Raw genomic sequence first — 22612 nt, 5'->3', positions numbered from 1 at the left:
TGACCCACCGCACTATTATCCTCGCGCTCAGCCGAGCGCGGTGGCGATACGGGTCAGCAGGGCGCGGCGGGCGGCCAGGCACTCCGGCGCGAACGGGAGCAGCGGGTAGTCGTGGATGGCGCCTGGCTCCTCGTGCAGGGTGACGGCGGGGGCGCGGTCGCGCAGCAGGCGGCAGTCGGCCAGGGCGATGTCGCGGGAGCCGACGTAGAGGTCGGTCGGCGGGAGCGCGGTGAGATCGCCGAAGAGCGGGCTGACCAGCGGGTCGTCCGGGACGAGGTCGCCGCGCCAGACCTCGCCGCAGAGCTTCAGCCCGGCGGCGGAGAGCCAGGGGTCGCGGCGCTCCAGGGCCGGGATCTCCGGGTTGGTGAGCGCGATGTCGAGCCAGGGGGCGATGAGGGTGAGGCCGGTCGGTTTCGCGTTCAGCGCGGCGGCGAGGGCGAGGCCGGCGCCCGCCGAGTCACCGGCCAGGTGGACCGGGCCGTCGAGTTCGGCGAGCAGGGTGGTGAGCAGGGCGTGCGCGTCGCGGGCGGTGTGCTGCGGGGCCAGCCCGTAGCGGGGGACGTGCACCGGGCGGCCGGTGGCCTCGGCGATATCGGCGACCAGGGCCCAGTGCTGGGTGGCGATGGGGCCGACGTAGCCGCCGCCGTGCAGGTAAACGGTGCTGCCGTCACCGCGGGGCGTCTCCGGTTCGACGGTGTGCACCGGGAAGCCCTCGACCTCGCGGGTGCTCAGCCGCTCCCGGATCCGGGCGGGCGGCGGTGCCGGGCGCTTGGGTTCGGCCAGGTAGGCGCGGGCATTGCGCGCGGTGGCGTAGCGGCGGTGCCGGGTGAGCCGGACGAAACCGGCGAGGACGTGCATCTGCCAGGACATCCCCGGATTCTCCGGGACGGGCTACGGCGACGCACGGGGTTCAGCGGGGGTTCAGCCGGCCCCACCCGCAGGTGCCGGTCCGGCCCGCCTGCGGATCCGGCGCGACTTGCCCGACGGCAGATCGGCTCAGCCCAGCCCGCCGAGTGCCAGCCACGCCAACCCGAACAGCGGTGCGCCCGCGAACTGCGGCCGCGGCTCCGGCTCGGGGCGGACGGCGAAGCGGGTGCCGCGCGGGTCGATGAGCCCGGCCGAATCGGCGCTGCCGAGGGCGGGAAGTTCGCCGGTGCGGGTTCGGGTCGGCACGGTGCACACCTCGCGGGGTCCGGGGATCGCGGTCGTCGTGCCATTGCAGCGAGTCCGGGCGCGGAAGTCGCGGGTTGTGCTCGAGCCGAGCCGAAACCGGGCTGGACGCGGGTCAGTAGATCCGCACCTCCGGGATGGTCGCCAGCAGCGCGGCCCACTCCGGGTACCGCGCGATCTTGGCCGCGTTCAGCGCCTCGATCTTCGCGGGCAGCTCGGGGTCGGGGTCGTCGCTGACCTCGGGGCCGACCCCGAGCCGGGCGAAGTGCGGCACGATCTCCGGATCCCCGGCCAGGTGCACGGGATCGTGCAGGTACCGCTCCAGCGCCGCCAGGTCGGCGATCCCGACGACGTAGCCGTGCGTATAGCCGTCGGCATCGCCGAAACTGCGCCCGACGGTGCCGAACGACACCGACTCCACCGACGCGGTGCGGCGCAGCAGCGCGAGCACCCGCTCCCGCTGCTCGGCCGTGGTCTCCGGCCGGAAGCTGAAGCGCAAGGTATGCACGATCATCCGAGTCCTCCTTTTTGAACCAACGGGTTCAATTTAGGGAACTATCTGGTAAGTCCACAAGACCGGGCTCGGCAGTACCATCACCGGGTGACGGCGACCAGGGGGCGAATCGACAAGCGGCAGGCGATCCTCGACGCCGCCTTCACGGTTTTCGCCGAGCGGGGCTACGACCAGGCGTGCGTGCGGGAGATCGCGAGCGCCGCCGGGGTCGCGAAACCGACCGTCTACAACCACCTCTCGGACAAGGCGACGCTCTTCCGCAGCGCACTGCGCGCCGCGGCCGACGAGGTCGGCGCGGTGTGCGCGGCGGCGGTGGAGCCGCTGCGCGACGCCGCTGACGTGCCGCGGGCGCTCACCGAGACGGCACAGCTGCTGCTCGCCGCCTGCTCCGACGAGCGCCCCCGGGCGCTGCGCAGGCTGGCCCTGTCCGGGAGCACCGCCTTCCCCGAACTCCTCGACGAGATCCAGGACGCCACCTCGGTGCGGCTGCGCTCCGCCCTCGCCGACCGGCTGGCCCGGCTCACCCTCGCCGGACAACTGCGCACGCCGGATCCGGATATCGCCGCCGACCAGCTCCTCGCGCTGCTCACCGGGGTACTGGAGTCCCGCTCCCGGCTGGGCAGCCGAGAGCTGCCCGCGGCCGAACTCGACACCATCGCGACGGCCGCCGTGCGCACGTTCCTGTCCGCGTACGGCACACCCGGCGAAACACCGGAACCCGCCGCCGGGCCCGTGTGACAATCGCTGCGCACCGCGACGACAGGAGACCAGGATGCGGCTGGCCGGTACCGAGCTCGGCGATTTCCGCGTCCTCGACGCGCACATCCACCAGTGGGACCCGCTCGGCACCCCGCGCGACTTCAGCTCGCTGGCCAAGCTCTTCAAGTACCTGCCGGTGCCGATCGACCTCGCGGTCCGGGTGGCGAAGAAGCGGGATCGCGAGTTCGTCGGCGACCCGACCGCCTACACCAAGCCGTACCTGCCCGCCGACTACCGCGCCGACGCGGGCGAGCTCCCGGTGGCGGGCATCGTGCACATCGAGGTGGACTGGCACGCCAGCGCGCCGCTCGGCAAGGCGGACGAGACCCGCTGGGTGCAGAGCCTGCCGTTCGGCGTCGACACCCCGGCGCTGAGCGCGCTGATCGCCTCGGCCGACCCCGCCGCCGACGGCTTCGCCGCGCTGCTGGACGCGCACGCCTCCGCCTCGCCGGTGCTGCGCGGCATCCGCACCATGGTCGCCAACCACCCGGACCCGGACGTCCGCTCCTTCACCCCCGCCCCGGACGCGCTGCAGAACCCGGCCTTCCTGGACGGCTTCGCCGAACTCGCCGAACGCGGGCTCGGCTTCGAGGCGTGGGTCTACTCGCACCAGATCCCGCAGGTCACCGCGCTCGCCGCGCGGTACCCGGAGGTGCCGATCGTGCTGAACCACCTCGGCACCCCGGCCGGGCTCTTCGGCAGGCTCGGCAGCCGCACCGGCGCCGACGCCAATGCCCGCCGCGACCTGCTGCTGCGCTGGCGCGACGACCTCGCGGCGCTCGCCGCGCACCCCGCCGTGCTGGCCAAGGTGAGCGGCCTCGCCATGCCGGTGCTCGGCCACCCGGTGCCGAAGCGCGGCAGCACCACGCCGGTGGACGCACTGGTCGACCGGTTCGGGCCGCTGCTCACGCAGGCGCACAGCGTCTTCGGCGCCGAGCGGCTGATCTGGGGCTCCAACTTTCCGGTGGACAAGCCCATCACCACCATCCCCGGCAGTGCCGAGGCGGTCGCGCTGGTGCTGGCCGAATCCGGCTGCGACGCCGAGCAGCTGCGCGCGATCTTCGGCGGGAACGCGCGCCGGGTGTACCGGATCGAGGGCTGAGGCTCAGGGCGCGGGCAGGAAGCGGGCGCCGAGCACCGCGCCGACCCGGTGGATGTGCTCGGCGATCCGGTCGGCGTCGATCTCGATGGTGCCGGTGCGCCAGGCGGTGAGCAGCTCGACGAAGCCGCCGATGCCGATCAGCGTGCTGATCCGGAAGTCGGTCTCGTCCACGCCGGGACGCAGGTAGGGGCGGGAGAGCTCGATCATGAGGTCGGTGGCGTCGCCGATCATGCGCTTGCGGCGCTGTTCGAGCACCGCGCTGCCGGCGTGGTCGGCGAGCAGGATGCGGGCCCGGCTGTGGTCGTCGGCCTGGAAGCGAACGGCGCGCCGCACCGCCTCGCGCAGGATCTCCAGCGGCGGCTGCTCCGCGGTGACCGCGCCGGCCAGGTCCGCGAAGACCTCGGCGCAGACCTCGTCCCAGGCCGCGCCGAGCAGCTCGTCGCGGTCGGCGAAGTGCTCGTAGAAATAGCGATCGTTCAGCCCGGTGCGGGTACAGACCTGACGCATGGTCACCGCCGCCCAGCCGCTCTCCGCCCACAGCGCGAGCGCCACGTCGATCAGCCGGCCGCGCCGCTCGGCGCTGCGCTCGGCCGCCGTGCGGCCACCCCAGGTGCGCGCGGGAACAGGTACGGCCACGGTTGACAAAGTATCACCGGCCGCGTGTTATTGGTGGCAGGTGCGGACAATGGGGTCACCCGACACCAGTTGGGCCCCTCCCACGACTCCCGAGGAGTGTGCATGCGGCTCAATCCCTTCGGCGGCCCCCGGCGGACCGCGAATGCCGACGCGGTGGTGACCGGTGCCGGCAGCGGCATCGGCCGGGCCTTCGCCGTCGAGCTCGGCAGGCGCGGCGGGCGGGTGCTCGTCGCCGATATCGACACCGACAGCGCGGCCGAGACGGTCGAGCTGGTCGCGCAGGCGGGCGGCAAGGCGCTGGAGACCCGCTGCGATGTGCGCTCCGCCGACGAGGTGGCGCTGCTGGCCGGGGTCGCCGACGAGTTCTTCGGCGGCCCCCCGACGCTGGTGATCAACAATGCCGGGATCGGCCAGGGCGGCCCGCTGGTCGGCGAGGTGAGCCTGGAGGACTGGAAGCGCACCCTGGACGTGAACCTCTGGGGCGTCATCTACGGCTGCCACGTCTTCGCGCCGCGGCTGCGCGCGGCCGGGCGCGGCGCGATCGTCAATGTCGCCTCGGCGGCGGCCTTCGGCACGGCGCCCCGGATGTCGGCGTACAACGTCAGCAAGGCGGGGGTGCTGGCGCTCTCCGAGACGCTGGCGGCGGAGCTCTCCGGCACCGGCGTGAGCGTCACGGTGCTCTGCCCGACGGCGGTGAAGACCAATATCCTCACCCCCGAGGCGCCGCTGGACGGCTTCGCCGAGAAGGTCGGCGGCCCGCTGCTGCGCTGGACCGGGCGGCCGCCGGAGTCCATCGCGAAGACCACGCTCGACGCCGTCGACGGCGGCGAGCTGTACGTGGTGCCGCAGGTCGAGGCCAAGCTGGCCTGGTCGACGAAGCGGCTCATCCCCACCGCCTACACCCGCGCCGCCGGGCTGATGGAACGGCTGGTCCGGTGAGCGCCGCCGACTACGAGATCATCGTGGTCGGCGCCGGCTTCTCCGGAATCGGCGCCGGAATCCAGCTGCGCCGGGCCGGATTCGACGACTTCCTGATCGTCGACGAGGCGGACGGCGTCGGCGGCACCTGGCACTGGAACACCTACCCCGGTGTCGCGGTGGACATTCCGTCCTTCAGCTACCAGTTCTCCTTCGAGCAGCGGGACGGCTGGTCCCGGGTGTACGCGCCGGGCCGGGAGCTCAAGGCGTACGCCGAGTCCTGCGTGGACAAGTACGAGCTGCGCCGCCACCTGCGCTTCGGCACCACCATCGAGCGGGCCGAGTTCGACGAGGCCGCGCACCGCTGGCGGCTGCGCACCGGCGACGGCGCCGAGCTCACCGCGCGCTTCCTCGTCGGCGCTACCGGCGCGCTGACCAGGCCGAAGCCGCCGGAGATCCCCGGCATCGCGGAGTTCGCCGGGATCACCATGCACACCGCGCGCTGGGACCACGACCAGGAGCTGCGCGGCAAGCGGGTCGCGATCATCGGCACCGGGGCCTCCGCGGTGCAGATCATCCCGGCCATCGCGCCCGAGGTGGAGCAGCTCACGGTCTTTCAGCGCACCCCCATCTGGTGCCTGCCCCGGCCCGACGCCCCGCTGCCCGGCCCGCTGCGGCTCGCTCTGAAACTGCCCGGCGGCAAGCTGCTCACCCGGCTGGCCAGCCAGACCTACGTGGAGCTCACCTTCCCGGTGGCCGCGCACTACTACGCCACACTGCCCACCGCGGCGGCCGCGGAGCGGATCGGCCACGCGCACCTGCGGCGCTCGGTGCGCGATCCGGCGTTGCGCGCGAAGCTCACCCCGCGGTACGCGCTCGGCTGCAAGCGGCCCAGCTTCTCCAACGACTACCTGAGCACCTTCAACCGCGCGAACGTCGCGCTGGAGACCGATCCGATCGCCGCGGTCACACCGACCGGGGTGCGCACGGCCGCCGGGGTGGAGCACGAGGTGGACGTGCTCATCCTGGCCACCGGGTTCCGGGTGATGGAGTCCGGCAGCATGCCGACCTTCGACCTGCGCGGGGTCGGCGGGCGCGACCTGGAGCAGTGGTGGGACGAGAACCGGCTGCAGGCGTACGAGGGGGTCAGTATTCCCGGCTTCCCGAATTTCTTCTGCGTGATCGGGCCGTACGGCTACAACGGCGCCTCGTACTTCACCCTGATCGAGAACCAGACGAAGCACATCCTGCGCTGTCTCGAACACGCGCGGAAGCGCGGCGCGACCCGGGTGGAGATCACCGAGGCGGCCAACGACCGGTACTTCCGGGAGATGCTCTCGCGCCGGGACGGGCAGGTGTTCTGGCAGGACAGCTGCGCGACCGCGAACAGCTACTACTTCGACAAGCACGGCGACGTGCCGCTGCGGCCCTCCACCACGCTGGAGGCGGCGTGGCGGGCCGGGCACTTCGATCTGGGCGACTATCGGTTCGAGGCCGCCGCCTGAGGCGGGTGTAGGGCAGTGGGCGGGCAGCGCCGCTACCTTCCGGCTGCGGGTTAGCCGGATCACACTGGAGAACGGCACCCGACGCCGGGACGTTCCGGCCCCCACTCGACACCCGATGGCCCCGCCCACGAGCCCCGGTGTGTCTTCGGCCCCGGCGCCGGGTGTTCCTCACTCCTCCAGCGCGCGGTACAGCGCGGCCAGATCCTTCCAGCCCGCGGTGGCTGTCGCTTCGTCCGCGGCGGTGCTGCGCAGGGCCTGGCGGAGCAGGACCGGGTCCAGGTCGTCCAGTGCCGGGCGCGGGGCCGGGCGCGGGAGGGCGGGAAGCTCCAGTGCCTCGCCGTACGGGTCGGCCGGGTCGGCGGTGTCGCGTTCCCGCTCGACCGCGCCGATCAGGGCCTCCGGGTCGACGCCGCGCACGGTGAGCAGGTCGCGCGGGTGCTCGTCGATGCGGTCGGCGAAGACGTGGCAGACGGCGGCGACGTGCCGGCACGGGCGCGCGGAATCCGGGCAGGTGCAGTCGAAGTCGAGGTCGGCGGCGGTGTCCGGGAGCAGGAGTGGCTCCAGGCTCTCCGGCGGGAGTCCGGCGATCACCTCGACCAGCGTGCCCGGGGACGCGCGGATCGCCTCGACCAGCAGTTCCAGCTCCTCTTCGCGGAGGCGCCGCACCACGAGCGCCGCGGTGAACGGCCGCGGCTGGCTGCCCTGCACCTCGCCGACCACCACCCCAGGCTCGGCCCGCCAGCTCAGCACCTGTCCCGCCCGCACCACCGCGCGCCCCCGCGCCAGCCTGCCGTGCTCCCCCACCCGGTCGATCCCGGCCAGCAGAGCCCGCCCCCACCGCGGCGCAGACCGTGCCGCGCCGGCGCCGCGCCGGACGGGGCTCACTCCCCCACCGCCTCGGCGCCGAGCGCGAAGAGATCGCGGAGCTCGTCGGTGCCGAGCTCGGTGACCCAGTTCTCGCCGACCCCGACCGTGAGATCCGCGAGTCTCCGCTTGTGCGCGATCATCTCGTCGATCCGCTCCTCCAGCGTGTCGACGCAGACCAGCTTGCGCACCTGGACCGCGCGGCGCTGCCCGATCCGGTAGGCCCGGTCGGTGGCCTGGTTCTCCACCGCCGGATTCCACCAGCGGTCCATATGCACCACGTGGTTGGCGGCGGTGAGGGTGAGCCCGGTGCCGCCCGCGGCCAGCGAGAGCACCATGAGCGGCGGCCCGTCCGCGCTCTGGAACCGCTCGACCATGGCATCGCGCGCCCCGCGCGCCACCCCGCCGTGCAGGAAGGGAACCGCGGTGCCGAACCGTTCGGTGAGGAACGGCACCACCAGCTCGCCGAACTCGCGGAACCTTGTGAAGAGCAGCGCCTTCTCGCCGTCCCCGAGCACACCGTCGACGATGTCCTCCAGCAGCGCCAGCTTCCCGGAGCGGTGCCGCCCCCGGCGCAGCACCGGCGAGCCGTCGCCGAGGAAGTGCGCGGGGTGGTTGCAGACCTGGGCCAGCCGGGTGAGCGCGGCCAGCACCGCGCCGCGCCGCGCCATGCCCTCGGCGGAGCGCAGCTTCTCCACCATGTCGTCGAGCACCGCCTGGTAGAGCGCGGCCTGCTCGGCGGTGAGGTTCGCGCGCACCGTCATCTCCAGCTTCTCCGGGAGGTCGTCGATGACGGCGGGGTCGGTCTTCACCCGGCGCAGCACGAACGGCCCGGTGATGGCGCGCAGCCGGGTGACGGCGTTCTGATCGGCCTCCCGCTCGATCGGCACCGCGAACCGGGCCCGGAACGCCTGCGCACTGCCGAGCAGCCCGGGGACTACGACGTCGAGCAGCGCGCGCAGCTCCTCCAGCCGGTTCTCCATGGGGGTGCCGGTGAGCGCGAGCCGATGCCGGGCCGGCACCGCGCGGGCTGCCCGCGCCTGCCGGGTCGCGGCGTTCTTCACGTGCTGCGCCTCGTCCAGAACCAGCCGCTCCCAGCGGCATTCGGCGAGGTCGGCGACGTCGCGGGCGAGCAGCGCGTAGGTGGTGATCACCAGATCCGCCTCGGCCGCGGCGGCCGCGAGCGCGGCGCCGGCGAGCCGCCCGGGGCCGTGGTGCACCAGCACCCGCAGCCCCGGCGCGAACCGCTCGGTCTCGCGCTGCCAGTTGCCGACCACCGACATGGGGCAGACCAGCAGCGTCGGCGCGGCGGCGCGCTCGTGCAGCAGCAGCGCCAGCACCTGGATCGTCTTGCCGAGCCCCATGTCGTCGGCGAGGATCGCACCGAGCCCGAGCCTGCTCATGGTGGCCAGCCAGGCCAGGCCGCGGCGCTGGTACGGGCGCAGGGTGGCGCCGAAGCCGGGCGGGTCGGGCACCTCGGCGGTCTCGGTGTGCCGGTCGAAGAGCTCGGCGGCCCAGCCGGTGGCGGTGACCTCGGTGATCGGCACGCCGTCGACCCGCTCGCGGGCGAGTTCGGCGAAGAGCGCGGCCAGCGTCGCCTCGTCGCCGCGGTGCGCGGCCACGTACCGCGCGGCCGCGCTCAGCGCCGTGCGGTCGGCCTGCACCCACTCGCCGCGCAGCCGCACCAGATCCGATTCCGCCGTGATCAGCCTGCGCATCTCGGCCTCGGTGAGCTCGGTGTCGCCGAGCGCGAGCTCCCAGCGGTAGGAGAGGATGCCGGGCAGCCCGACGGCGCTCTCCGCGGCGGGCGGGCTGGTCACGCGCAATTTCAGGGTGGGGGCGGTGACGGTCCACGAGCGGGGCAGCAGCAGCCGGATGCCGGCCGCGTGCAGCGCGGCGGCGCCGTGCTCGACCAGGTCGGCCACCACCTCGGTGGGGAGCAGCAGGTCGAGGGTGCTGTCGTCGCCGGGCAGGTCGCGCAGCCGCGGGTAGGCGGCCCTCGCCTGCTCCAGCTTCGCCATGCCGGTGCGCAGGCGGACCGGGTCGCCGTGCAGCGCGACGGGTTCCGGTGATTCGTCGGCGGCGCGGATGCAGACCTCCAGGCGCCAGAGGGTGAATTCGCCGCCGTCGCCGTCGGGCTCGCCGAGGCGGAGGACCAGCTCGTACTCCTCGGTCTCCAGCCCGGCGCGCCAGCGCTCCAGCACCTCCGCCGGGCGGTAGCCGCCGGGCTCAACCGGTTCGTCGTCGCGCAGCCCGGCGATGAGCGGGTGCTGCGAGCGCGGGGCGCCGCCGAGCAGGGAGCGGGCGATGGGGTCGGTGAGCTCGGCGAGCAGGTCCTCCAGGACCGCCGCCGGCCGGCCCGGCAGGCGCAGGGCGGCGGGCATGAGCGCGGCGAGCTCGGCGCTCCAGGCGCGCTGGCGGGCGCCGCCGACGAGTTCCCAGCGGGCCCACCACTGCCCGTCGGCGCGGCGCAGCTGCGGCACCACCCGGCCCGCGCGCACCCAGCGCTCGATGCCGTGCGCCACGTGCGCCAGGAAGCGCAGGTCGCCCGCGGCGGTCTCCGGCGGGAGCCGCTGCCGCAGCACCTCCGCGGCGGCCGCGGGGGCGAGGGCGTGCGCGGGGACCTCGGCGACGGCGCCGCCCGGTTGCAGCGCCTCGGCGCGGTGCCGGAACCGGGCGCGGGCGAGGAGCCCGCCGAGCGGCTCCGGCGGCACCGCCCCCGGTCGCTCGTCACGCCACAGCAGCAGGCCCGCGCCGGGCGACCACAGAGCGTGCAGCATCAGCCCATCCAAGCACCAGGCTCCGACAGGCCCTTCCGCTGCCTGCGCGGAGGGAGGGGGCGGCGCCCCGATGGCAGCCGCGGACCCGCGTCCAGCCGCGGTGCCGGCCGAACCGGCCGAGGCGCGTCCAGATCATCCACAGCCGCCGCACGTGCGGGCCGGAGCGTGTCGGTGCCGCGCGGTACAGGTGGGCTCATGCCAGCGCCGCTGCTCCGCCTGCTCGTCACCCTCACCGCCGCCTGCACCGTGCTGACCGGCTGTGCCGTCTTCGGCCCGCCCGACGCGCCCGCTCCGGGCAGCCCGACCCGCGTCGAGCTGGAGCAGCTGCTGGACCGGGTGCGGGTGGTGCCGGAACGCCCGCACCCCGGCGGCTACGAGCGCGGCTGCAAGGACGGGCAGGGCTGCGTCTTCGGCGAATCCTGGACCGACGCCAGCGACGCGCCGGGCGGCCGCGACGGCTGCGACACCCGCAACAACGTGCTCGCCGCCCAGCTCACCGCCGTGCGATTCCGCCCGGGCACGCGGGACTGCGTGGTCATCGCGGGCGCACTGGACGACCCGTACACCGGCACCCACATCACCTTCGACAAGGCGGACGCGCGGGCGGTGCAGATCGACCACGTCTTCCCGCTGGCCGCCGCCTGGGATCTCGGCGCCGTTGGCTGGCCGCAGCCGCTGCGGGTGCGCTTCGCCAACGACGTCACCGTCAACCTGGTCGCCACCGCGGGCGCCACCAACCAGGCCAAGAGCGACGGCACGCCGGGCGAGTGGCTCCCCCCGGCCACCTCAAGCCACTGCTTCTACGCGGGCAAGTACCTGACCGTCGCGACCGACTACGACCTCCCGCTCACCGCCGCCGACAGCGCCGCGCTGCACAGGATCGCCGAGCGCTGCCCGTAGCGCTCAGCCCCCGGTCGCCACCGGCCGCTCGAGGTCGTGCGCCCACTGCGACCAGGAGCCCGGGTAGAGCGCCGCCTCGATCCCGACCACGGCGAGCGCCGCGATCTGGTGCGTCGCCGTCACCCCGGACCCGCAGTACACCGCGACCGGCCCGTCCAGCCCGGCGAAGCGCTCGCGCAGGTCGTCGAGCGGGCGGAAGCGGCCGTCGCTGTCCAGGTTCTCTGCGGTGGGGACGCTCACCGCGCCGGGGATGTGCCCGGCGCGCGGGTCGATCGGCTCGGTCTCGCCGCGGAACCGCTCGGCGGCGCGGGCGTCGAGCAGCGCGCCGGGCCAGTCGGCGGCGGCGTCGGCATCGATGACCGGGAGGTTGCCCGCGGTCAGCACGACGTCGCCGCGCGGGGTCTCGGCCTCGGCGCCGGTCGCGACCGGCTGCCCGGCGGCGATCCAGGCGGGCAGCCCGCCGTCCAGGATCCGCACCTCGGCGATCCCGCCCCAGCGCAACAACCACCAGGCGCGGGCCGCGGCCAGGCCGCCGGTGGCGTCGTAGACCACCACGGCATCGCCCCGGTGGATCCCCCAGCCCCGCGCGCACTGCTGCAGGTAGCCGAGGTCGGGCAGCGGGTGCCTGCCGCGGGCGGGCGACGGCGGGGCGGCGAGCTCGATATCCAGGTCGACGAAGACCGCGCCCGGAATGTGGCCCGCCGAATACTGTTGCGCGCCTTCGGGATCCCCGAGCGCCCAACGCACATCCAATAGCCGGACCTGCCCTTCCGCCACCTTCGCGCACAGGTCGGACGGCGAGATCAATACCCCGCTCACCACAGCTCCTCACGGTCGCCGGTCACGCGTCACTGCGTGGGAATCCGCACACCATAGCGCGCGAAGGTGTACGGAAACGGGCCAGTTCCGCGGGACCGGCTACGGACACGCGCGGCGCCGGGGTGCAGGATGCCGGAGGTGGACCGTCCCGAAGAGCCGGTGAATCCGGCGCAACCCATCGGCGCGGGCGTGGTGACCGCGCTGGTCGGCTTCACCAGCTCGTTCGCGGTGGTGCTCGCCGGGATCACCGCGGTCGGCGCGACCCCGGCGCAGGCGGCCTCCGGGCTGGCCGCGCTCTGCGTCACCCAGGCGGTGGGCATGCTGCTGCTGAGCCGCTGGTTCCGGATGCCGATCACGCTGGCCTGGTCGACGCCGGGCGCGGCGCTGCTGGCGAGCACCGGCGCGGTGGCGGGCGGCTGGCCCGCGGCGGTCGGGGCCTTCGTGCTGACGGGGGCGCTGATCGTGCTGACCGGGCTGTGGGGGCGGCTCGGCGCGCTGGTGGCCGCGATCCCGGTGCCGATCGCGCAGGCCATGCTGGCCGGGGTGCTGGTCCCGCTGTGCCTGGCGCCGGTCGAGGCGGTGCGGAGTTCGCCCGCGGTGGTCCTCCCGGTGATCGCGGTGTGGCTGGTGCTCACCCGGTTCGCGCCGCGCTGGGCGGTGCTCGCGGCCTTCGGCACGGCGGCGGTCGGCGCCGCCATCGCCATCGCGGTGCGGCACACCCCGCTGGAGGCCGGTGCGATGATCCCGGCCCTGGAGCTGACCCGGCCGCACTGGAGCTGGCAGGCGGTGATCGGGCTCGCGGTGCCGCTCTACATCGTCACCATGGCCTCGCAGAACATTCCGGGGACGGCGGTGCTCGGCTCGTTCGGGTACCGGGCGCCGTGGCGCGCCGCCATGACCGTCACCGGCATCGGGACCGTACTCGGCGCCCCGGCGGGCGGGCACGCCATCAACCTGGCCGCCATCAGCGCGGCGCTGGCCGCCGGGCCCGCCGCGCACCCGGACCCGGCGCGGCGCTGGATCGCGGCCTGCACCACCGGTGCCTGCTACCTGGTGCTCGCCCCGGGCTCGGCCGCGCTGGTGACGCTGGTCGCGGCGGCGCCCGCCGGGGTGCTGGAGACGGTCGCCGGGCTGGCACTGCTCGCCACCCTCGCGGCCTCCCTCACCGGCGCGCTCGCCGATGGGGAGCACCGCACGGCCGGTGTGGTGACCTTCCTGATCGCCGCCTCCGGCGTCGGCTTCCTCGGGGTGGGCGCCGCGTTCTGGGCCCTGCTGGCCGGGCTGCTGACCCGCGCGGTGCTCACGAGGAAAGACGTCAGCCCCGGCTCAGCAGGGTGAGCGGATCCTCCAGCAGGTGCGCGATATCGGCGAGGAAGCGGGCGCCGGTGTCGCCGTCGATCATGCGGTGGTCGAAGGCGACGCCGAGCGTGGTCACCCAGCGCACCGCCAGTTCGTCGCGGACCACCCAGGGCCGCTTGCGCACCGCGCCGAGGCAGAGGATCCCGCCCTCGCCGGGATTCACCAGCGGCACCCCGCTGTCCACCCCGAACACCCCGACATTGGTGATGGTGAAGGTGCCGCCGCGCAGATCGGCGGTCCCGGCATTGCCCGCCCGCGCGGTCTCCACCAGCCAGCTCAGCTCCCGGCACAGCTCGCGCAGCGAAAGGGTCTGCGCCTCCTTGAGATTCGGGACTAGCAGGCCGCGCTCGGTGGCCACCGCGATGCCGAGGTTCACGTAGTGCTTGGTGACGATCTGCTGGTTGGCGTCGTCCCAGAAGGCGTTCATGTCCGGGAAGTCGCCGAGCGCGACCAGCGTCGCCTTGGCCACCAGGGTGAGCGGGGTGAGTGGCAGCCCCTCGAACGAGGCGGTATTGCGCAGGTGGTCCAGGAGTTCCATGGCGGCGGTGAAGTCGACGGTGACCGAGGCGCCCGCCTGCGGGATGGTCCGCGCGCTCACCACCATGGCGGCTGCGGTGCGTCTGCGCACGCCGGCGATCGGCGTCCGGGTCTCTCGGGAGACCGGGCGGATGACGCCGGTGCGCGCGTCCGAGGCGACGTGCGGTTCGGCCGCGGCGGGTTCGGCGCCGGGCGCGCGGCGCGGTTGCGAGATCGGGACGGCGGCGCGCACGTCCTCGACGGTGACCGCGCCCTCCGGGCCGGAACCGGCCAGGAACCACAGGTCGATGCCGAGTTCCTTGGCGAGTTTGCGGGCTGCCGGGGTCGCCGCCGCGCGGCGGGCCTTGGGATCACCGCCCAGCGGCGAGCGGCTCCGCTGCGCGGCAGCGGAATTGGCGATATCACCGGCCACGGCCGACGGCCGCCCGCCCGGCGCCGAGCCGCCCCCGGCGCCGCCGAGCGCCGCGCCCCCATTGCCGCCCGGCGGCGAGCCCCCATTGCCGCCTGGCGTTGTGCCCTTGATGGCGCCGAGACCCTTGATGCCGCCGAGCGCCGCACCGCCGGTGGCGTCCGGCGCGGAGCCGGTGCCGCCCGGAGCGGGCGATCGGCCCGCCGCGTCCCGGCCCGGCGACGTCGCGGCGTGCTCGCGCGCAACCGCGCGAGCGGCGGCCCCCGCCGCCTCGGCGGCGCTGCGCGGCCTGCGCCGCGTCTCGGCATCCCCGGACGGCCCGTACCCGACCAGCACGCCACCCTGCGGCGCCGAATCCGGCTCCGGCGCCGAGTATTTCACCGGCGCAACGACCTCGCCCCTGCCCCGCACCCGGATGAGCGGCGACCCGACCGGCACCGTCTCGCCGGGCTGCGCGAGCAGCTCCGCGACCACCCCGGCGAACGGGGAGGGCAGCGCCACCACCGCCTTGGCCGTCTCCACCTCGGCGATCACCTGGTTCAGCTCCACCTCGTCGCCGACCGCGACGGCCCAGGAGACGAGCTCGGCGTCGGCGAGCCCCTCGCCCAGGTCGGGTAGCCGGAATTCCAGCACCGGACCGGGGGTGGCGGGGTCTCGAACGGCGGCATCGTTCACGGGGACACCTCTCACGGAGCGATTCAGGCAGCGAGGGAGCGGTCGACCGCGGCCAGAATGCGGTCGGCGTCGGGCAGGTGGTGTTTCTCGAGCTTAGCCGGGGGGTAGGGGATGTCGAATCCGCCGACTCTCAGCACCGGGGATTCCAGGTGGTAGAAGCAGCGCTCGGAGATCCGCGCGGCGAGTTCGGCGCCGAGCCCGCCGGAGACCTGCGCCTCGTGCACCACCACCAGCCGCCCGGTCTTCACGACCGACGCCGCGACGGTGTCCAGATCCAGCGGGCTCAGGCTGCGCAGGTCGAGCACCTCCACCGAATGTCCCTCGGCCGCCGCGATTTCCGCCGCCTTCAGCGCGGTGGCGACGGTGCCGCCGTACCCGGCGATCGTGATGTCGTCGCCCGCCAGGCAGACCCGGGCGCGGTCGAGCGGGAGCGCGGGCGCGGCGTCGAAATCCACCTCCGCGCGGTCCCAGTACCGGCGCTTGGGCTCGAAGAAGAGCACCGGGTCGTCCAGCGCGACGGCCTGGCGGATCATGTGGAAGGCGTCCTCCGGCGTGCTCGGCGCGACCACCCGCAGCCCGGCGGTGTGCGCGAAGTACGCCTCCGGCGATTCGGAGTGGTGCTCCACCGAGCCGATGCCGCCGCCGAACGGGATCCGGATGGTGAGCGGGGCGCGCACCTTGCCCTGCGTGCGGTAGTGGATCTTGGCGACCTGCGAGACGATCTGGTCGAAGGCCGGGTAGACGAAGCCGTCGAACTGGATCTCGCAGACCGGCCGGTAGCCGCGCAGCGCCATGCCGAAAGCCGTTCCGACAATGCCGGATTCGGCGAGCGGGGTGTCGATCACCCGGTGCTCGCCGAAGTCCTTCTGCAGCGTGTCGGTGACCCGGAAGACGCCGCCGAGCCTGCCGACGTCCTCGCCCATGACCACGACCTTCGGGTCGTCGTCGAGCGCGGCCCGCAGCCCGGCGTTCAGCGCGGCGGCGAAGGTGGTGATCATGCGAGTGCTCCCTGCTGCGCCGGGCCGGGTTCGTCGGCGAGGTACTCCGCGAACTCCCGCCGCTGCCGCTCCAGCTCGGCGTGCGGAGTGGCGTAGACATGGTCGAACAGTGTTTCCGGCGCCGGGTCCGGCATCGCCAGCGTGGCACTGCGCAGTCGGTGTGCCACCGCGTCGGCCCGCGCGGCGACCGCTCGCTCGAACTCGGCATCCCAGCCGGACTCCCGCTCCAGCAGCCGCCGCACCCGGTCGAGGGGGTCGCGCCCGCGCCACTCGTCGGCCTCGGCGGCCGCGCGGTAGCGGGTGGGGTCGTCGGCGGTGGTGTGCGGGCCCATGCGGTAGGTGAGCGCCTCGATGAAGGAGGGGCCGCCGCCGGAGCGCGCCCTGGCCAGCGCCTGCCTGGTCACCGCGAGCACGGCGAGCACGTCGTTGCCGTCCACCCGGATGCCGGGCATGCCGTAGCCGTAGGCGCGGCGCACCAGCGGCACCGCGCTCTGCACCCGGACCGGCGCGCTGATCGCCCAGTGGTTGTTCTGGCAGAAGAAGACCACCGGCGCGGCCCAGCTCGCGGCGAAGCCGAGCGCCTCGGCGATATCGCCCTGACTGGTCGCGCCGTCGCCGAAGTAGGCGACGGTGGCGAGTTCGGCGCCGTCCAGGTGCGCGGCGTAGGCGTAGCCGGTGGCGTGCAGCCCCTGCGCGCCGACCACGATGGCCGGGTTGGTCATGCCGACGGCGTCCGGATCCCAGCAGTGGTGCGCGACCCCGCGCCAGAGCCGGGTCATCTCGGCCGGATCGACGCCGCGGCACCAGGCCACCCCGGCCTCGCGGTAGCTGCAGAACACGTAGTCGTCGCGGCGCAGCGCCCGCGCCGACCCGATCTGCGCGGCCTCCTGCCCCAGCAGCGGCGCCCACAGCCCGAGCTGCCCCTGCCGCTGCAGCGCGGTGCCCTCGGTATCGATCCGGCGGGCGATCACCAGGTCGGTGTAGAGCTCGCGCAGCTCCGCGGTGCCGATATCGGCGACCAGCGCGGCGTACTCGGGGTCGAGCACGCGCCTGCCGTCGGGCTGGACCAGTTGCACGGGGTACGCGCGTTCGCGCGGTGTCTCGGACATGTACCGCCTCCTGTCGTGCGGGCCTTGTGAGCCGTATCACACAGCATCCACCATCACGCGATCCGCGCAACTGCCCGCGACACGACTGCGCAGAATGCGCAATCTGAAGGGTTGCCGCGGTGTCATACTGCGTCGCATGTCCAGTTCCCTCGATGCCACCGACGCCCGGCTGCTGCTCGAGCTCGTGGCCAACCCGCGCGCCACCGGGGTCGAGCTCGCCACCCGGCTCGGCCTCTCCCGCAATACCGTGCAGGCCCGGCTGAACCGCTGGGAGGCGAGCGGCGTGCTCGCCAGCGTGGAGCGCCGGGTCGAGCCGCGCGCCCTCGGCTACCCGCTCGCCGCCTTCGTCGCGGTGGTGGTGGATCAGCACCGGCTCGACCCGGTGGTGGCCGAGCTGGCCGAGGTCCCCGAGGTCACCGAGGTCTGCGGCATGACCGGGGAGACCGACCTGACCGTCCGGGTGGTCGCCACCGACGCCGACGACCTCTACCGGATCGCCGGTCAGATCCTGAAGATCCCCGGCGTCGAGCGCACCAACATGGCCCTGGTCATGCGCGAACTGGTCGGCCCCCGCAGCACCCCCCTGCTGCGCCGCCTGGCCCGGACCGGGCGCCCGCCCGGCTAGGGTGCGGGGCATGGAGATTTCGGGCAGGGTCGCGGTCGTCACCGGAGCGGGTGCGGGCATCGGCGCGGCGCTCACGCACCGGCTGGTGGCGGGCGGTGCGCGGGTGGTCGCGGTCGATCTGGACGAGGCGGCGGTGCGCGCGGTGGCCGAGCGGGCGGGTGCGGTCGCGGTGCCGGGCGATGTGGCGGACGAGGCCGTGATCCGGGCCGCGATCGAGACCGCCGAGCGTGAGTTCGGCCCGGTCGAGCTGTACTTCGCCAATGCCGGGATCGGCGGCGGTGGCGGGCTGGACGCCACCGAGCGGCAGTGGGCGGCGGCGCTGGACGTCAATGTGCTGGCGCACGTGCGCGCGGCCAAACTGCTGGTCCCCGGCTGGGTGGCGCGCGGTAGCGGCTACTTCGTGACCACCGCCTCGGCGGCCGGGCTGCTGACCCAGCTGGGCTCGGCGCCGTACGCCGTCACCAAGCACGCGGCGGTCGGCTTCGCGGAGTGGCTCTCGGTGACCTACGGCGACCAGGGTGTGCGGGTGAGCTGCGTCTGCCCGATGGGCGTCGACACCCAGCTGCTGCACACCGGCATGGTGCCGGAGGGCGCCGAGGCGGACGGGCAGCTCGCGATCAAGGCGGTGACGACGGCGGGCGCGGTGCTCTCCCCGGAACAGGTCGCCGACGACATCCTGGCCGGTGTCGCGGCCGAGCGGTTCCTGATCCTGCCGCACCCCGAGGTCCTGGAGATGTACCGGCACAAGGGCGCCGACTACGACCGCTGGATCGGCGGCATGCGCCGCTACCAGGCCGCGCTACGCGGGTAGCTCCTCGGCCACGATGGTCGCCGCCGCGGCCCGGATGACCTCCGGGATCGGCACCGGCCTGCGCGTCTCGCCGTCCACGTAGACGTGCGTGAAGCTGCCGGTGGCGGCGAGCTCGGGCTCCGCCTCGGTCTCCCGGAAGAGGGCGAGGTCGTAGGTGATGCTGGAGTTGCCGAGCCGGGAGACCCGGATTCCGACGTGCAGCATGTCCGGGAAGCTCACCGAGCCGTGGAAGCGGCAGGAGGTCTGCGCGACCACGCCGAGCGCGGGCAGCGCTCGGATGTCGGTGCCGGTCGCCGCCATGAGCCAGGCGTTCACGGCGGTGTCGAAGTACGAGTAGTACGTCACGTTGTTCACGTGGCCGTAGTGGTCGTTGTCCGCCCACCGGGTCGGCATCGGCCAGAGCACGGGATACTGCTGCGTCACCCGGCCGACGATAGCTCAGCGGGCGCCGCGCCCTGCCGGTGGTCGCGCGGGCTGACGCCGAAGTGCCGCTTGAACGCGGTGCTCAGCGCGAAGGCGCTGCCGTACCCGACCTGCCTGGCGATGGCCTCGATGGTGGCGTCGCTCTCCTGCAGCAGGTCGGCGGCGAGTGCCAGCCGCCACTCGGTGAGGAAGGCCATCGGCGGCTCGCCGACCAGCTCGGTGAAGCGGCGAGCCAGCGCCGCCCGCGAGACGCCGACCGCCTCGGCCAGCCCCGCGACCGTCCAGCCGTGCGCGGGGTTGTGCTGGAGTAGCCGCAGCGCCCTGCCGACCAGGGGGTCGCTGTAGGCGTGGTACCAGGCGGGGGCCTCGGCCCTGGCGAACCAGGCGCGCAGCCCGGCGATGAGGACCAGGTCGAGCACGCGGTCGAGCACCGCACCCTGGGCCGGGCGGTCCTCGGCGACCTCGTCGACGAGCAGCGCGAGCAGCCTGGTGTCCACCTCGCCGGGGCCGAGCACGAGGGCGGGCGGGAGCGCGCGCAGCAGCCTGCGGCTGGCCGCGCCGACCGACTCGTAGGTGCCGGTGACCATGGCGGTGGCGCCGTGCGGATCGGTGCCCCACTGCCTGACCCCGAGACTCAGCGTCTCGCAGAGGATCTCGCCCGCCGGCGTCTTGGTGACCTGACCGGGGTGGATGACGATCTGCGGCGGGGTCTCCGGGTCGTCGGCGACGGTGTACGGCTCGGGTCCGCGCACGATCGCGACGGCACCGGCGCCGAGCCGCCGCCGCTCGCCGTCGTCGGTCAGGAACCAGGCGTGCCCGCGCACCATCGCGACCACGGTGAGCGGCGCCTCGTCCTGGATCCGCAGCGACCACGGCGGGTCGAGCAGCGAGCACATCAGGAAGGCGCCGCGGGCGCGGGGACCCTCGAGCAGGCTGGCGAGTGCGTCCACCGTACGAGGGTAGACGGCGCCGGACCGCGTGGTCGAGCACGATTGCGGCACGGAAACAGCGCTGCGGGAAAGGGTTTTCCGGCCGGGCCGGGCTTCGGTACCGTCGGAACGGTGCTCTCGACGACACCGGCGCCCCCGGTGCGCGCCGCGCGGGCCGCGGTGTTCACGGTCTTCGCGCTCAACGGCTTCCTGCTCGCGCTCTGGGTGGTGCACATCCCGGCGATCACCGATCGCACCGGGGTCGCCCCCGCCCAGCTCGGCACCTTCATCTTCCTGCTGGCCGGGGCGGGCATCGCCGGTATGCGGATCGCCGGGCCGCTGGCCGACCGGTTCGGCAGCCGGGCGCTGGTCGCGGCCGCGGCGGTGCTCATCTCGCTCGGCGTGCTCGGCCCCGGCTTCGCCACCGGCCCGGTCACCCTGGCGCTCGCGCTGGCCTTCTTCGGCTTCGGCAACGGCGCGCTCGACGTCTCGATGAACACCCAGGCGGTGCATGTCGAGCGGGCCTACGGCAGGCCGATCATGTCCGCCTTCCACGCGCTCTTCTCCGCCGGCGGCTTCCTCGGCTCGCTGGTCGGCGCCGCCACCCAGCGCGCGGGCCTCGACCTGCGGCTCACCGTCGTCCTCGCCGCCGCCACCGGCCTGCTGCTCACCGCCGCGCTGGCCCCGCGGCTGCTGCGCGAGCTGCCCGAGCCCGAGCCGACGGCCGCGGCGCCGGAGAACCGCGGCGCCCGCCGGATTCAGGTCTTCGCGCTGGCGGCCATCGCCTTCGTCCTGCTGCTCACCGAGGGCGCTGCGGCCGACTGGAGCGCGCTGCAGGTCCGCGACCACCTCGGCACCACCGAGTCCACCGCGGCCTTCGCCTTCGCCGCCTTCTCCTTCACCATGACCGCGGGCAGGCTGGTGGCCGATCGGGTGAGCGGCCGCTTCGGCCCGGTCTTCGTGGTGCGCTGGGGCTGCGTGACGGCGGGGCTCGGGCTGGCGCTCGTGGTGTTCTCCGGCTGGCTGCCCGCCACCCTGCTGGGCTGGGCGCTCTGCGGGATCGGGCTCTCCGGCGGGGTGCCGCAGATCTTCACCGCCGCGGGCAACCTGGGCTCGGGTGGCTCGGCGGGCACCGACATGTCCCGGGTCTTCGCCATCGGCTACGTCGGCCTGCTGGCCGGACCGGCCATCATCGGCTGGCTCACCGCGCTGGTTCCGCTCACCACCGCGCTCGCGGTGCCGCTGGTGCTGGTGCTGGTGTGCTCCCGGTTCGCGGGGGTGGTCGCCCCCGGCACGCGGAACGCCCCCGCTCGCGAGTGAGCGGGGGCGTTCCGGGCGGAGCGATTACAGCGCCTTGAGCTCCTCGGTGACCGCACCGACGGACTTCTTGGCATCGCCGAACAGCATGGAGGTGTGGTCGGCGTAGAACAGCGGGTTGTCGATGCCGGCGAAGCCGGAGTTCATCGAGCGCTTGAGCACGATGACGCTCTTGGCCTGGTCGACATTGAGCACCGGCATGCCGTAGATCGGGCTGGCGGTGTCCTCGCGGGCGGCCGGGTTGGTGACGTCGTTCGCGCCGATCACCAGGGCGACGTCGGTGCGGTTGAACTCACCGTTGACGTCGTCCATCTCCTTCATGGCGTCGTAGGAGACCTCGGCCTCGGCCAGCAGCACGTTCATGTGCCCGGGCATGCGGCCCGCGACCGGGTGGATGGCGTACTTGACCTCGACGCCCTTGGCCTCGAGCAGCGCCGCCATCTCCTTGACCGCGTGCTGCGCCTGCGCCACCGCCATGCCGTAGCCGGGGACCACGATGACCTGGTTGGCGTAGGCCATCTGGATCGCGGCATCCGCGGCGCTGGTGGCCTTGGCCGACTTCTGCTCGCCGTCGCCGCTCGCGCCGGGCGCCGCCCCGCCGCCGCCGAAGCCACCCGCGACGATCGCCGGGATGGAGCGGTTCATGGCCTTGGCCATGAGGTTGGTCAGGATGGTGCCGGAGGCGCCGACGATCATGCCCGCCACGATCATGGCGGTGTTGTTCAGCGCGAGCCCGGCCGCCGCGGCGGAGAGCCCGGTGAGCGCGTTGAGCAGCGAGATCACGACCGGCATGTCCGCGCCGCCGATCGGCAGCACCACCATGAGGCCGAGGATGCCCGCCGCGACCAGCAGCAGCACCATCCACCACCACTCGGCGCCGCCGTCGCTCGCGCCGAGACCGATCACCACCGCGGCCGCGACCGCGACGATGAGCAGGATCAGATTCAGCGGCTGCTGCAGCTTCCCGAGGCCGATCGGCTTGCCGGGCAGGATCTCCTGCAGCTTGCCGAAGGCGATGAGCGAGCCCCAGAACGAGATCGAGCCGATGATCGCCGCGAAGAGCGAGCCCACGATGATGTGGACGGTCGGGGACTCACCGTGCTTGAAGTTCGAGAAGCCGGAGGTGTCCAGGAACTCGGCCCACGCGATGAGCGCGACCGTGCCGCCGCCGACGCCGTTGAACGCCGCCACCAGCTGCGGCATCGCCGTCATCTTGGTGTACTTCGCCGGCGGGACGCCGAGCACGACGCCGACCACGAGGCCGCCGACGATCAGGATCCAGTTGCTGGTGTCACGCACCGCGATGAGCGTCGCGACCACCGCGAGCCCCATGCCGAACGCGGCGATCCAGTTGCCGCGCACCGCCGTCTTCGGGCCGGTCAGCCCCATCAGGCCGTAGATGAAGAGCGCGAACGAGATGATGTAGAGGATATTGACCAGATTGTCCATCGGA

At 73.8% G+C, this 22612-nt stretch carries 22 protein-coding genes; 9 read left to right on the top strand and 13 right to left on the bottom strand.

Annotated features, from left to right (window positions below; translation table 11 throughout):
* Positions 1–27: 27 nt before the first annotated feature.
* The 3 genes from AB0H71_RS30600 to AB0H71_RS30590 form a co-directional block, all read right to left on the bottom strand.
* Complete coding sequence (locus AB0H71_RS30600) at positions 28–870, bottom strand: alpha/beta hydrolase (RefSeq protein WP_357027819.1); 843 nt, start codon at positions 868–870, stop codon at positions 28–30.
* A gap of 126 nt (positions 871–996) precedes the next feature.
* Complete coding sequence (locus AB0H71_RS30595; protein WP_357027816.1) at positions 997–1173, bottom strand: hypothetical protein; 177 nt, start codon at positions 1171–1173, stop codon at positions 997–999.
* Between the two features lie 112 nt (positions 1174–1285).
* Positions 1286–1684 (bottom strand): Dabb family protein, encoded by a 399-nt coding sequence (locus AB0H71_RS30590; protein ID WP_357027813.1) that lies wholly within the window; start codon positions 1682–1684, stop codon positions 1286–1288.
* An 87-nt stretch (positions 1685–1771) separates the two neighbouring features.
* On the opposite strand from AB0H71_RS30590, the gene AB0H71_RS30585 reads away from it, so the two are divergent.
* Together AB0H71_RS30585 and AB0H71_RS30580 are read left to right on the top strand one after the other, a co-directional pair.
* Entirely contained in the window at positions 1772–2422 is a 651-nt protein-coding gene (locus tag AB0H71_RS30585) for a TetR/AcrR family transcriptional regulator (protein ID WP_357027810.1), read from the top strand.
* A 34-nt stretch (positions 2423–2456) separates the two neighbouring features.
* Entirely contained in the window at positions 2457–3545 is a 1089-nt protein-coding gene (locus AB0H71_RS30580; protein WP_357027807.1) for an amidohydrolase family protein, read from the top strand.
* 3 nt (positions 3546–3548) lie between these two features.
* Here the strand turns inward: AB0H71_RS30580 and AB0H71_RS30575 are convergent, their stop codons facing one another.
* Positions 3549–4181, bottom strand: a complete 633-nt coding sequence (locus AB0H71_RS30575) for a TetR/AcrR family transcriptional regulator (protein WP_357027804.1) — start codon at positions 4179–4181, stop codon at positions 3549–3551.
* A 102-nt stretch (positions 4182–4283) separates the two neighbouring features.
* Here AB0H71_RS30575 and AB0H71_RS30570 point away from each other — a divergent pair, with 102 nt between their 5' ends.
* The gene (locus tag AB0H71_RS30570) at positions 4284–5120 is read left to right on the top strand and encodes an SDR family NAD(P)-dependent oxidoreductase (RefSeq protein ID WP_357027802.1); all 837 of its coding nucleotides are present in this window, start codon (positions 4284–4286) and stop codon (positions 5118–5120) included.
* Positions 5117–6604 carry an NAD(P)/FAD-dependent oxidoreductase gene (locus tag AB0H71_RS30565; protein ID WP_357027799.1) on the top strand — a complete coding sequence of 496 codons (1488 nt, stop codon included), beginning with the start codon at positions 5117–5119 and terminating at the stop codon, positions 6602–6604. The genes AB0H71_RS30570 and AB0H71_RS30565 overlap by 4 nt, the downstream gene beginning before the upstream one ends.
* Positions 6605–6772: 168 nt before the next feature.
* Here AB0H71_RS30565 and AB0H71_RS30560 read toward each other — a convergent pair whose 3' ends face one another.
* Positions 6773–7489: an SWIM zinc finger family protein gene (locus tag AB0H71_RS30560; protein WP_357027796.1), complete on the bottom strand. Its 717-nt coding sequence runs from the start codon at positions 7487–7489 to the stop codon at positions 6773–6775.
* Complete coding sequence (locus tag AB0H71_RS30555; RefSeq protein WP_357027793.1) at positions 7486–10248, bottom strand: DEAD/DEAH box helicase; 2763 nt, start codon at positions 10246–10248, stop codon at positions 7486–7488. Before AB0H71_RS30555 ends, AB0H71_RS30560 begins: the two co-directional genes overlap by 4 nt.
* A gap of 195 nt (positions 10249–10443) precedes the next feature.
* On the opposite strand from AB0H71_RS30555, the gene AB0H71_RS30550 reads away from it, so the two are divergent.
* On the top strand, positions 10444–11148 hold the full coding sequence (locus AB0H71_RS30550) for an HNH endonuclease family protein (protein WP_357027790.1): 705 nt from the start codon (positions 10444–10446) through the stop codon (positions 11146–11148).
* 3 nt (positions 11149–11151) lie between these two features.
* On the opposite strand, the gene AB0H71_RS30545 is transcribed toward AB0H71_RS30550, so the two are convergent.
* On the bottom strand, positions 11152–11955 hold the full coding sequence (locus AB0H71_RS30545; protein ID WP_357027927.1) for a sulfurtransferase: 804 nt from the start codon (positions 11953–11955) through the stop codon (positions 11152–11154).
* A gap of 150 nt (positions 11956–12105) precedes the next feature.
* On the opposite strand from AB0H71_RS30545, the gene AB0H71_RS30540 reads away from it, so the two are divergent.
* Positions 12106–13305 carry a benzoate/H(+) symporter BenE family transporter gene (locus AB0H71_RS30540; RefSeq protein WP_357027787.1) on the top strand — a complete coding sequence of 400 codons (1200 nt, stop codon included), beginning with the start codon at positions 12106–12108 and terminating at the stop codon, positions 13303–13305.
* On the opposite strand, the gene AB0H71_RS30535 is transcribed toward AB0H71_RS30540, so the two are convergent.
* The 3 genes from AB0H71_RS30535 to pdhA are packed head-to-tail and all read right to left on the bottom strand — an operon-like array spanning position 13283 to position 17054.
* On the bottom strand, positions 13283–14947 hold the full coding sequence (locus AB0H71_RS30535; protein ID WP_357027784.1) for a dihydrolipoamide acetyltransferase family protein: 1665 nt from the start codon (positions 14945–14947) through the stop codon (positions 13283–13285). The two genes, AB0H71_RS30540 and AB0H71_RS30535, sit on opposite strands and share 23 nt — an antisense overlap.
* A 23-nt stretch (positions 14948–14970) precedes the next feature.
* Complete coding sequence (locus AB0H71_RS30530; RefSeq protein WP_357027781.1) at positions 14971–15945, bottom strand: alpha-ketoacid dehydrogenase subunit beta; 975 nt, start codon at positions 15943–15945, stop codon at positions 14971–14973.
* Positions 15942–17054 carry a pyruvate dehydrogenase (acetyl-transferring) E1 component subunit alpha gene (gene pdhA, locus AB0H71_RS30525; RefSeq protein WP_357027778.1) on the bottom strand — a complete coding sequence of 371 codons (1113 nt, stop codon included), beginning with the start codon at positions 17052–17054 and terminating at the stop codon, positions 15942–15944. Before pdhA ends, AB0H71_RS30530 begins: the two co-directional genes overlap by 4 nt.
* Before the next feature lie 136 nt (positions 17055–17190).
* Here pdhA and AB0H71_RS30520 point away from each other — a divergent pair, with 136 nt between their 5' ends.
* Positions 17191–17679 carry an Lrp/AsnC family transcriptional regulator gene (locus AB0H71_RS30520; protein ID WP_357027775.1) on the top strand — a complete coding sequence of 163 codons (489 nt, stop codon included), beginning with the start codon at positions 17191–17193 and terminating at the stop codon, positions 17677–17679.
* A gap of 10 nt (positions 17680–17689) precedes the next feature.
* Positions 17690–18490 carry an SDR family oxidoreductase gene (locus tag AB0H71_RS30515; RefSeq protein ID WP_357027772.1) on the top strand — a complete coding sequence of 267 codons (801 nt, stop codon included), beginning with the start codon at positions 17690–17692 and terminating at the stop codon, positions 18488–18490.
* Here the strand turns inward: AB0H71_RS30515 and AB0H71_RS30510 are convergent.
* Both AB0H71_RS30510 and AB0H71_RS30505 read right to left on the bottom strand, forming a co-directional pair.
* Positions 18479–18883 carry a thioesterase family protein gene (locus AB0H71_RS30510; protein WP_357027924.1) on the bottom strand — a complete coding sequence of 135 codons (405 nt, stop codon included), beginning with the start codon at positions 18881–18883 and terminating at the stop codon, positions 18479–18481. The genes AB0H71_RS30515 and AB0H71_RS30510 overlap by 12 nt on opposite strands.
* Before the next feature lie 26 nt (positions 18884–18909).
* Positions 18910–19863: an AraC family transcriptional regulator gene (locus AB0H71_RS30505; protein ID WP_357027769.1), complete on the bottom strand. Its 954-nt coding sequence runs from the start codon at positions 19861–19863 to the stop codon at positions 18910–18912.
* 111 nt (positions 19864–19974) lie between these two features.
* Between AB0H71_RS30505 and AB0H71_RS30500 the strand changes: the two genes are divergently transcribed.
* The gene (locus AB0H71_RS30500; protein ID WP_357027766.1) at positions 19975–21162 is read left to right on the top strand and encodes an MFS transporter; all 1188 of its coding nucleotides are present in this window, start codon (positions 19975–19977) and stop codon (positions 21160–21162) included.
* 24 nt (positions 21163–21186) lie between these two features.
* Here the strand turns inward: AB0H71_RS30500 and AB0H71_RS30495 are convergent, their stop codons facing one another.
* Entirely contained in the window at positions 21187–22608 is a 1422-nt protein-coding gene (locus tag AB0H71_RS30495; RefSeq protein WP_357027921.1) for an NAD(P)(+) transhydrogenase (Re/Si-specific) subunit beta, read from the bottom strand.
* Between the last annotated feature and the right edge of the window lie 4 nt (positions 22609–22612).

Source organism: Nocardia sp. NPDC050697 (assembly GCF_040654395.1).
Classification (GTDB): domain Bacteria; phylum Actinomycetota; class Actinomycetes; order Mycobacteriales; family Mycobacteriaceae; genus Nocardia.
This window is presented reverse-complemented; position numbering and strand designations above follow the sequence as displayed.

Bases quoted from the DNA above. Each gene is read 5' to 3' on its own strand.
- AB0H71_RS30600 (WP_357027819.1), bottom strand. From the start codon at position 870: ATGTCCTGGCAGATGCACGTCCTCGCCGGTTTCGTCCGGCTCACCCGG.
- AB0H71_RS30590 (WP_357027813.1), bottom strand. From the start codon at position 1,684: ATGATCGTGCATACCTTGCGCTTCAGCTTCCGGCCGGAGACCACGGCC.
- AB0H71_RS30580 (WP_357027807.1), top strand. From the start codon at position 2,457: ATGCGGCTGGCCGGTACCGAGCTCGGCGATTTCCGCGTCCTCGACGCG.
- AB0H71_RS30570 (WP_357027802.1), top strand. From the start codon at position 4,284: ATGCGGCTCAATCCCTTCGGCGGCCCCCGGCGGACCGCGAATGCCGAC.
- AB0H71_RS30555 (WP_357027793.1), bottom strand. From the start codon at position 10,248: ATGCTGCACGCTCTGTGGTCGCCCGGCGCGGGCCTGCTGCTGTGGCGT.
- AB0H71_RS30550 (WP_357027790.1), top strand. From the start codon at position 10,444: ATGCCAGCGCCGCTGCTCCGCCTGCTCGTCACCCTCACCGCCGCCTGC.
- AB0H71_RS30530 (WP_357027781.1), bottom strand. From the start codon at position 15,945: ATGATCACCACCTTCGCCGCCGCGCTGAACGCCGGGCTGCGGGCCGCG.
- pdhA (WP_357027778.1), bottom strand. From the start codon at position 17,054: ATGTCCGAGACACCGCGCGAACGCGCGTACCCCGTGCAACTGGTCCAG.
- AB0H71_RS30520 (WP_357027775.1), top strand. From the start codon at position 17,191: ATGTCCAGTTCCCTCGATGCCACCGACGCCCGGCTGCTGCTCGAGCTC.
- AB0H71_RS30515 (WP_357027772.1), top strand. From the start codon at position 17,690: ATGGAGATTTCGGGCAGGGTCGCGGTCGTCACCGGAGCGGGTGCGGGC.
- AB0H71_RS30510 (WP_357027924.1), bottom strand. From the start codon at position 18,883: ATGCCGACCCGGTGGGCGGACAACGACCACTACGGCCACGTGAACAAC.
- AB0H71_RS30495 (WP_357027921.1), bottom strand. From the start codon at position 22,608: ATGGACAATCTGGTCAATATCCTCTACATCATCTCGTTCGCGCTCTTC.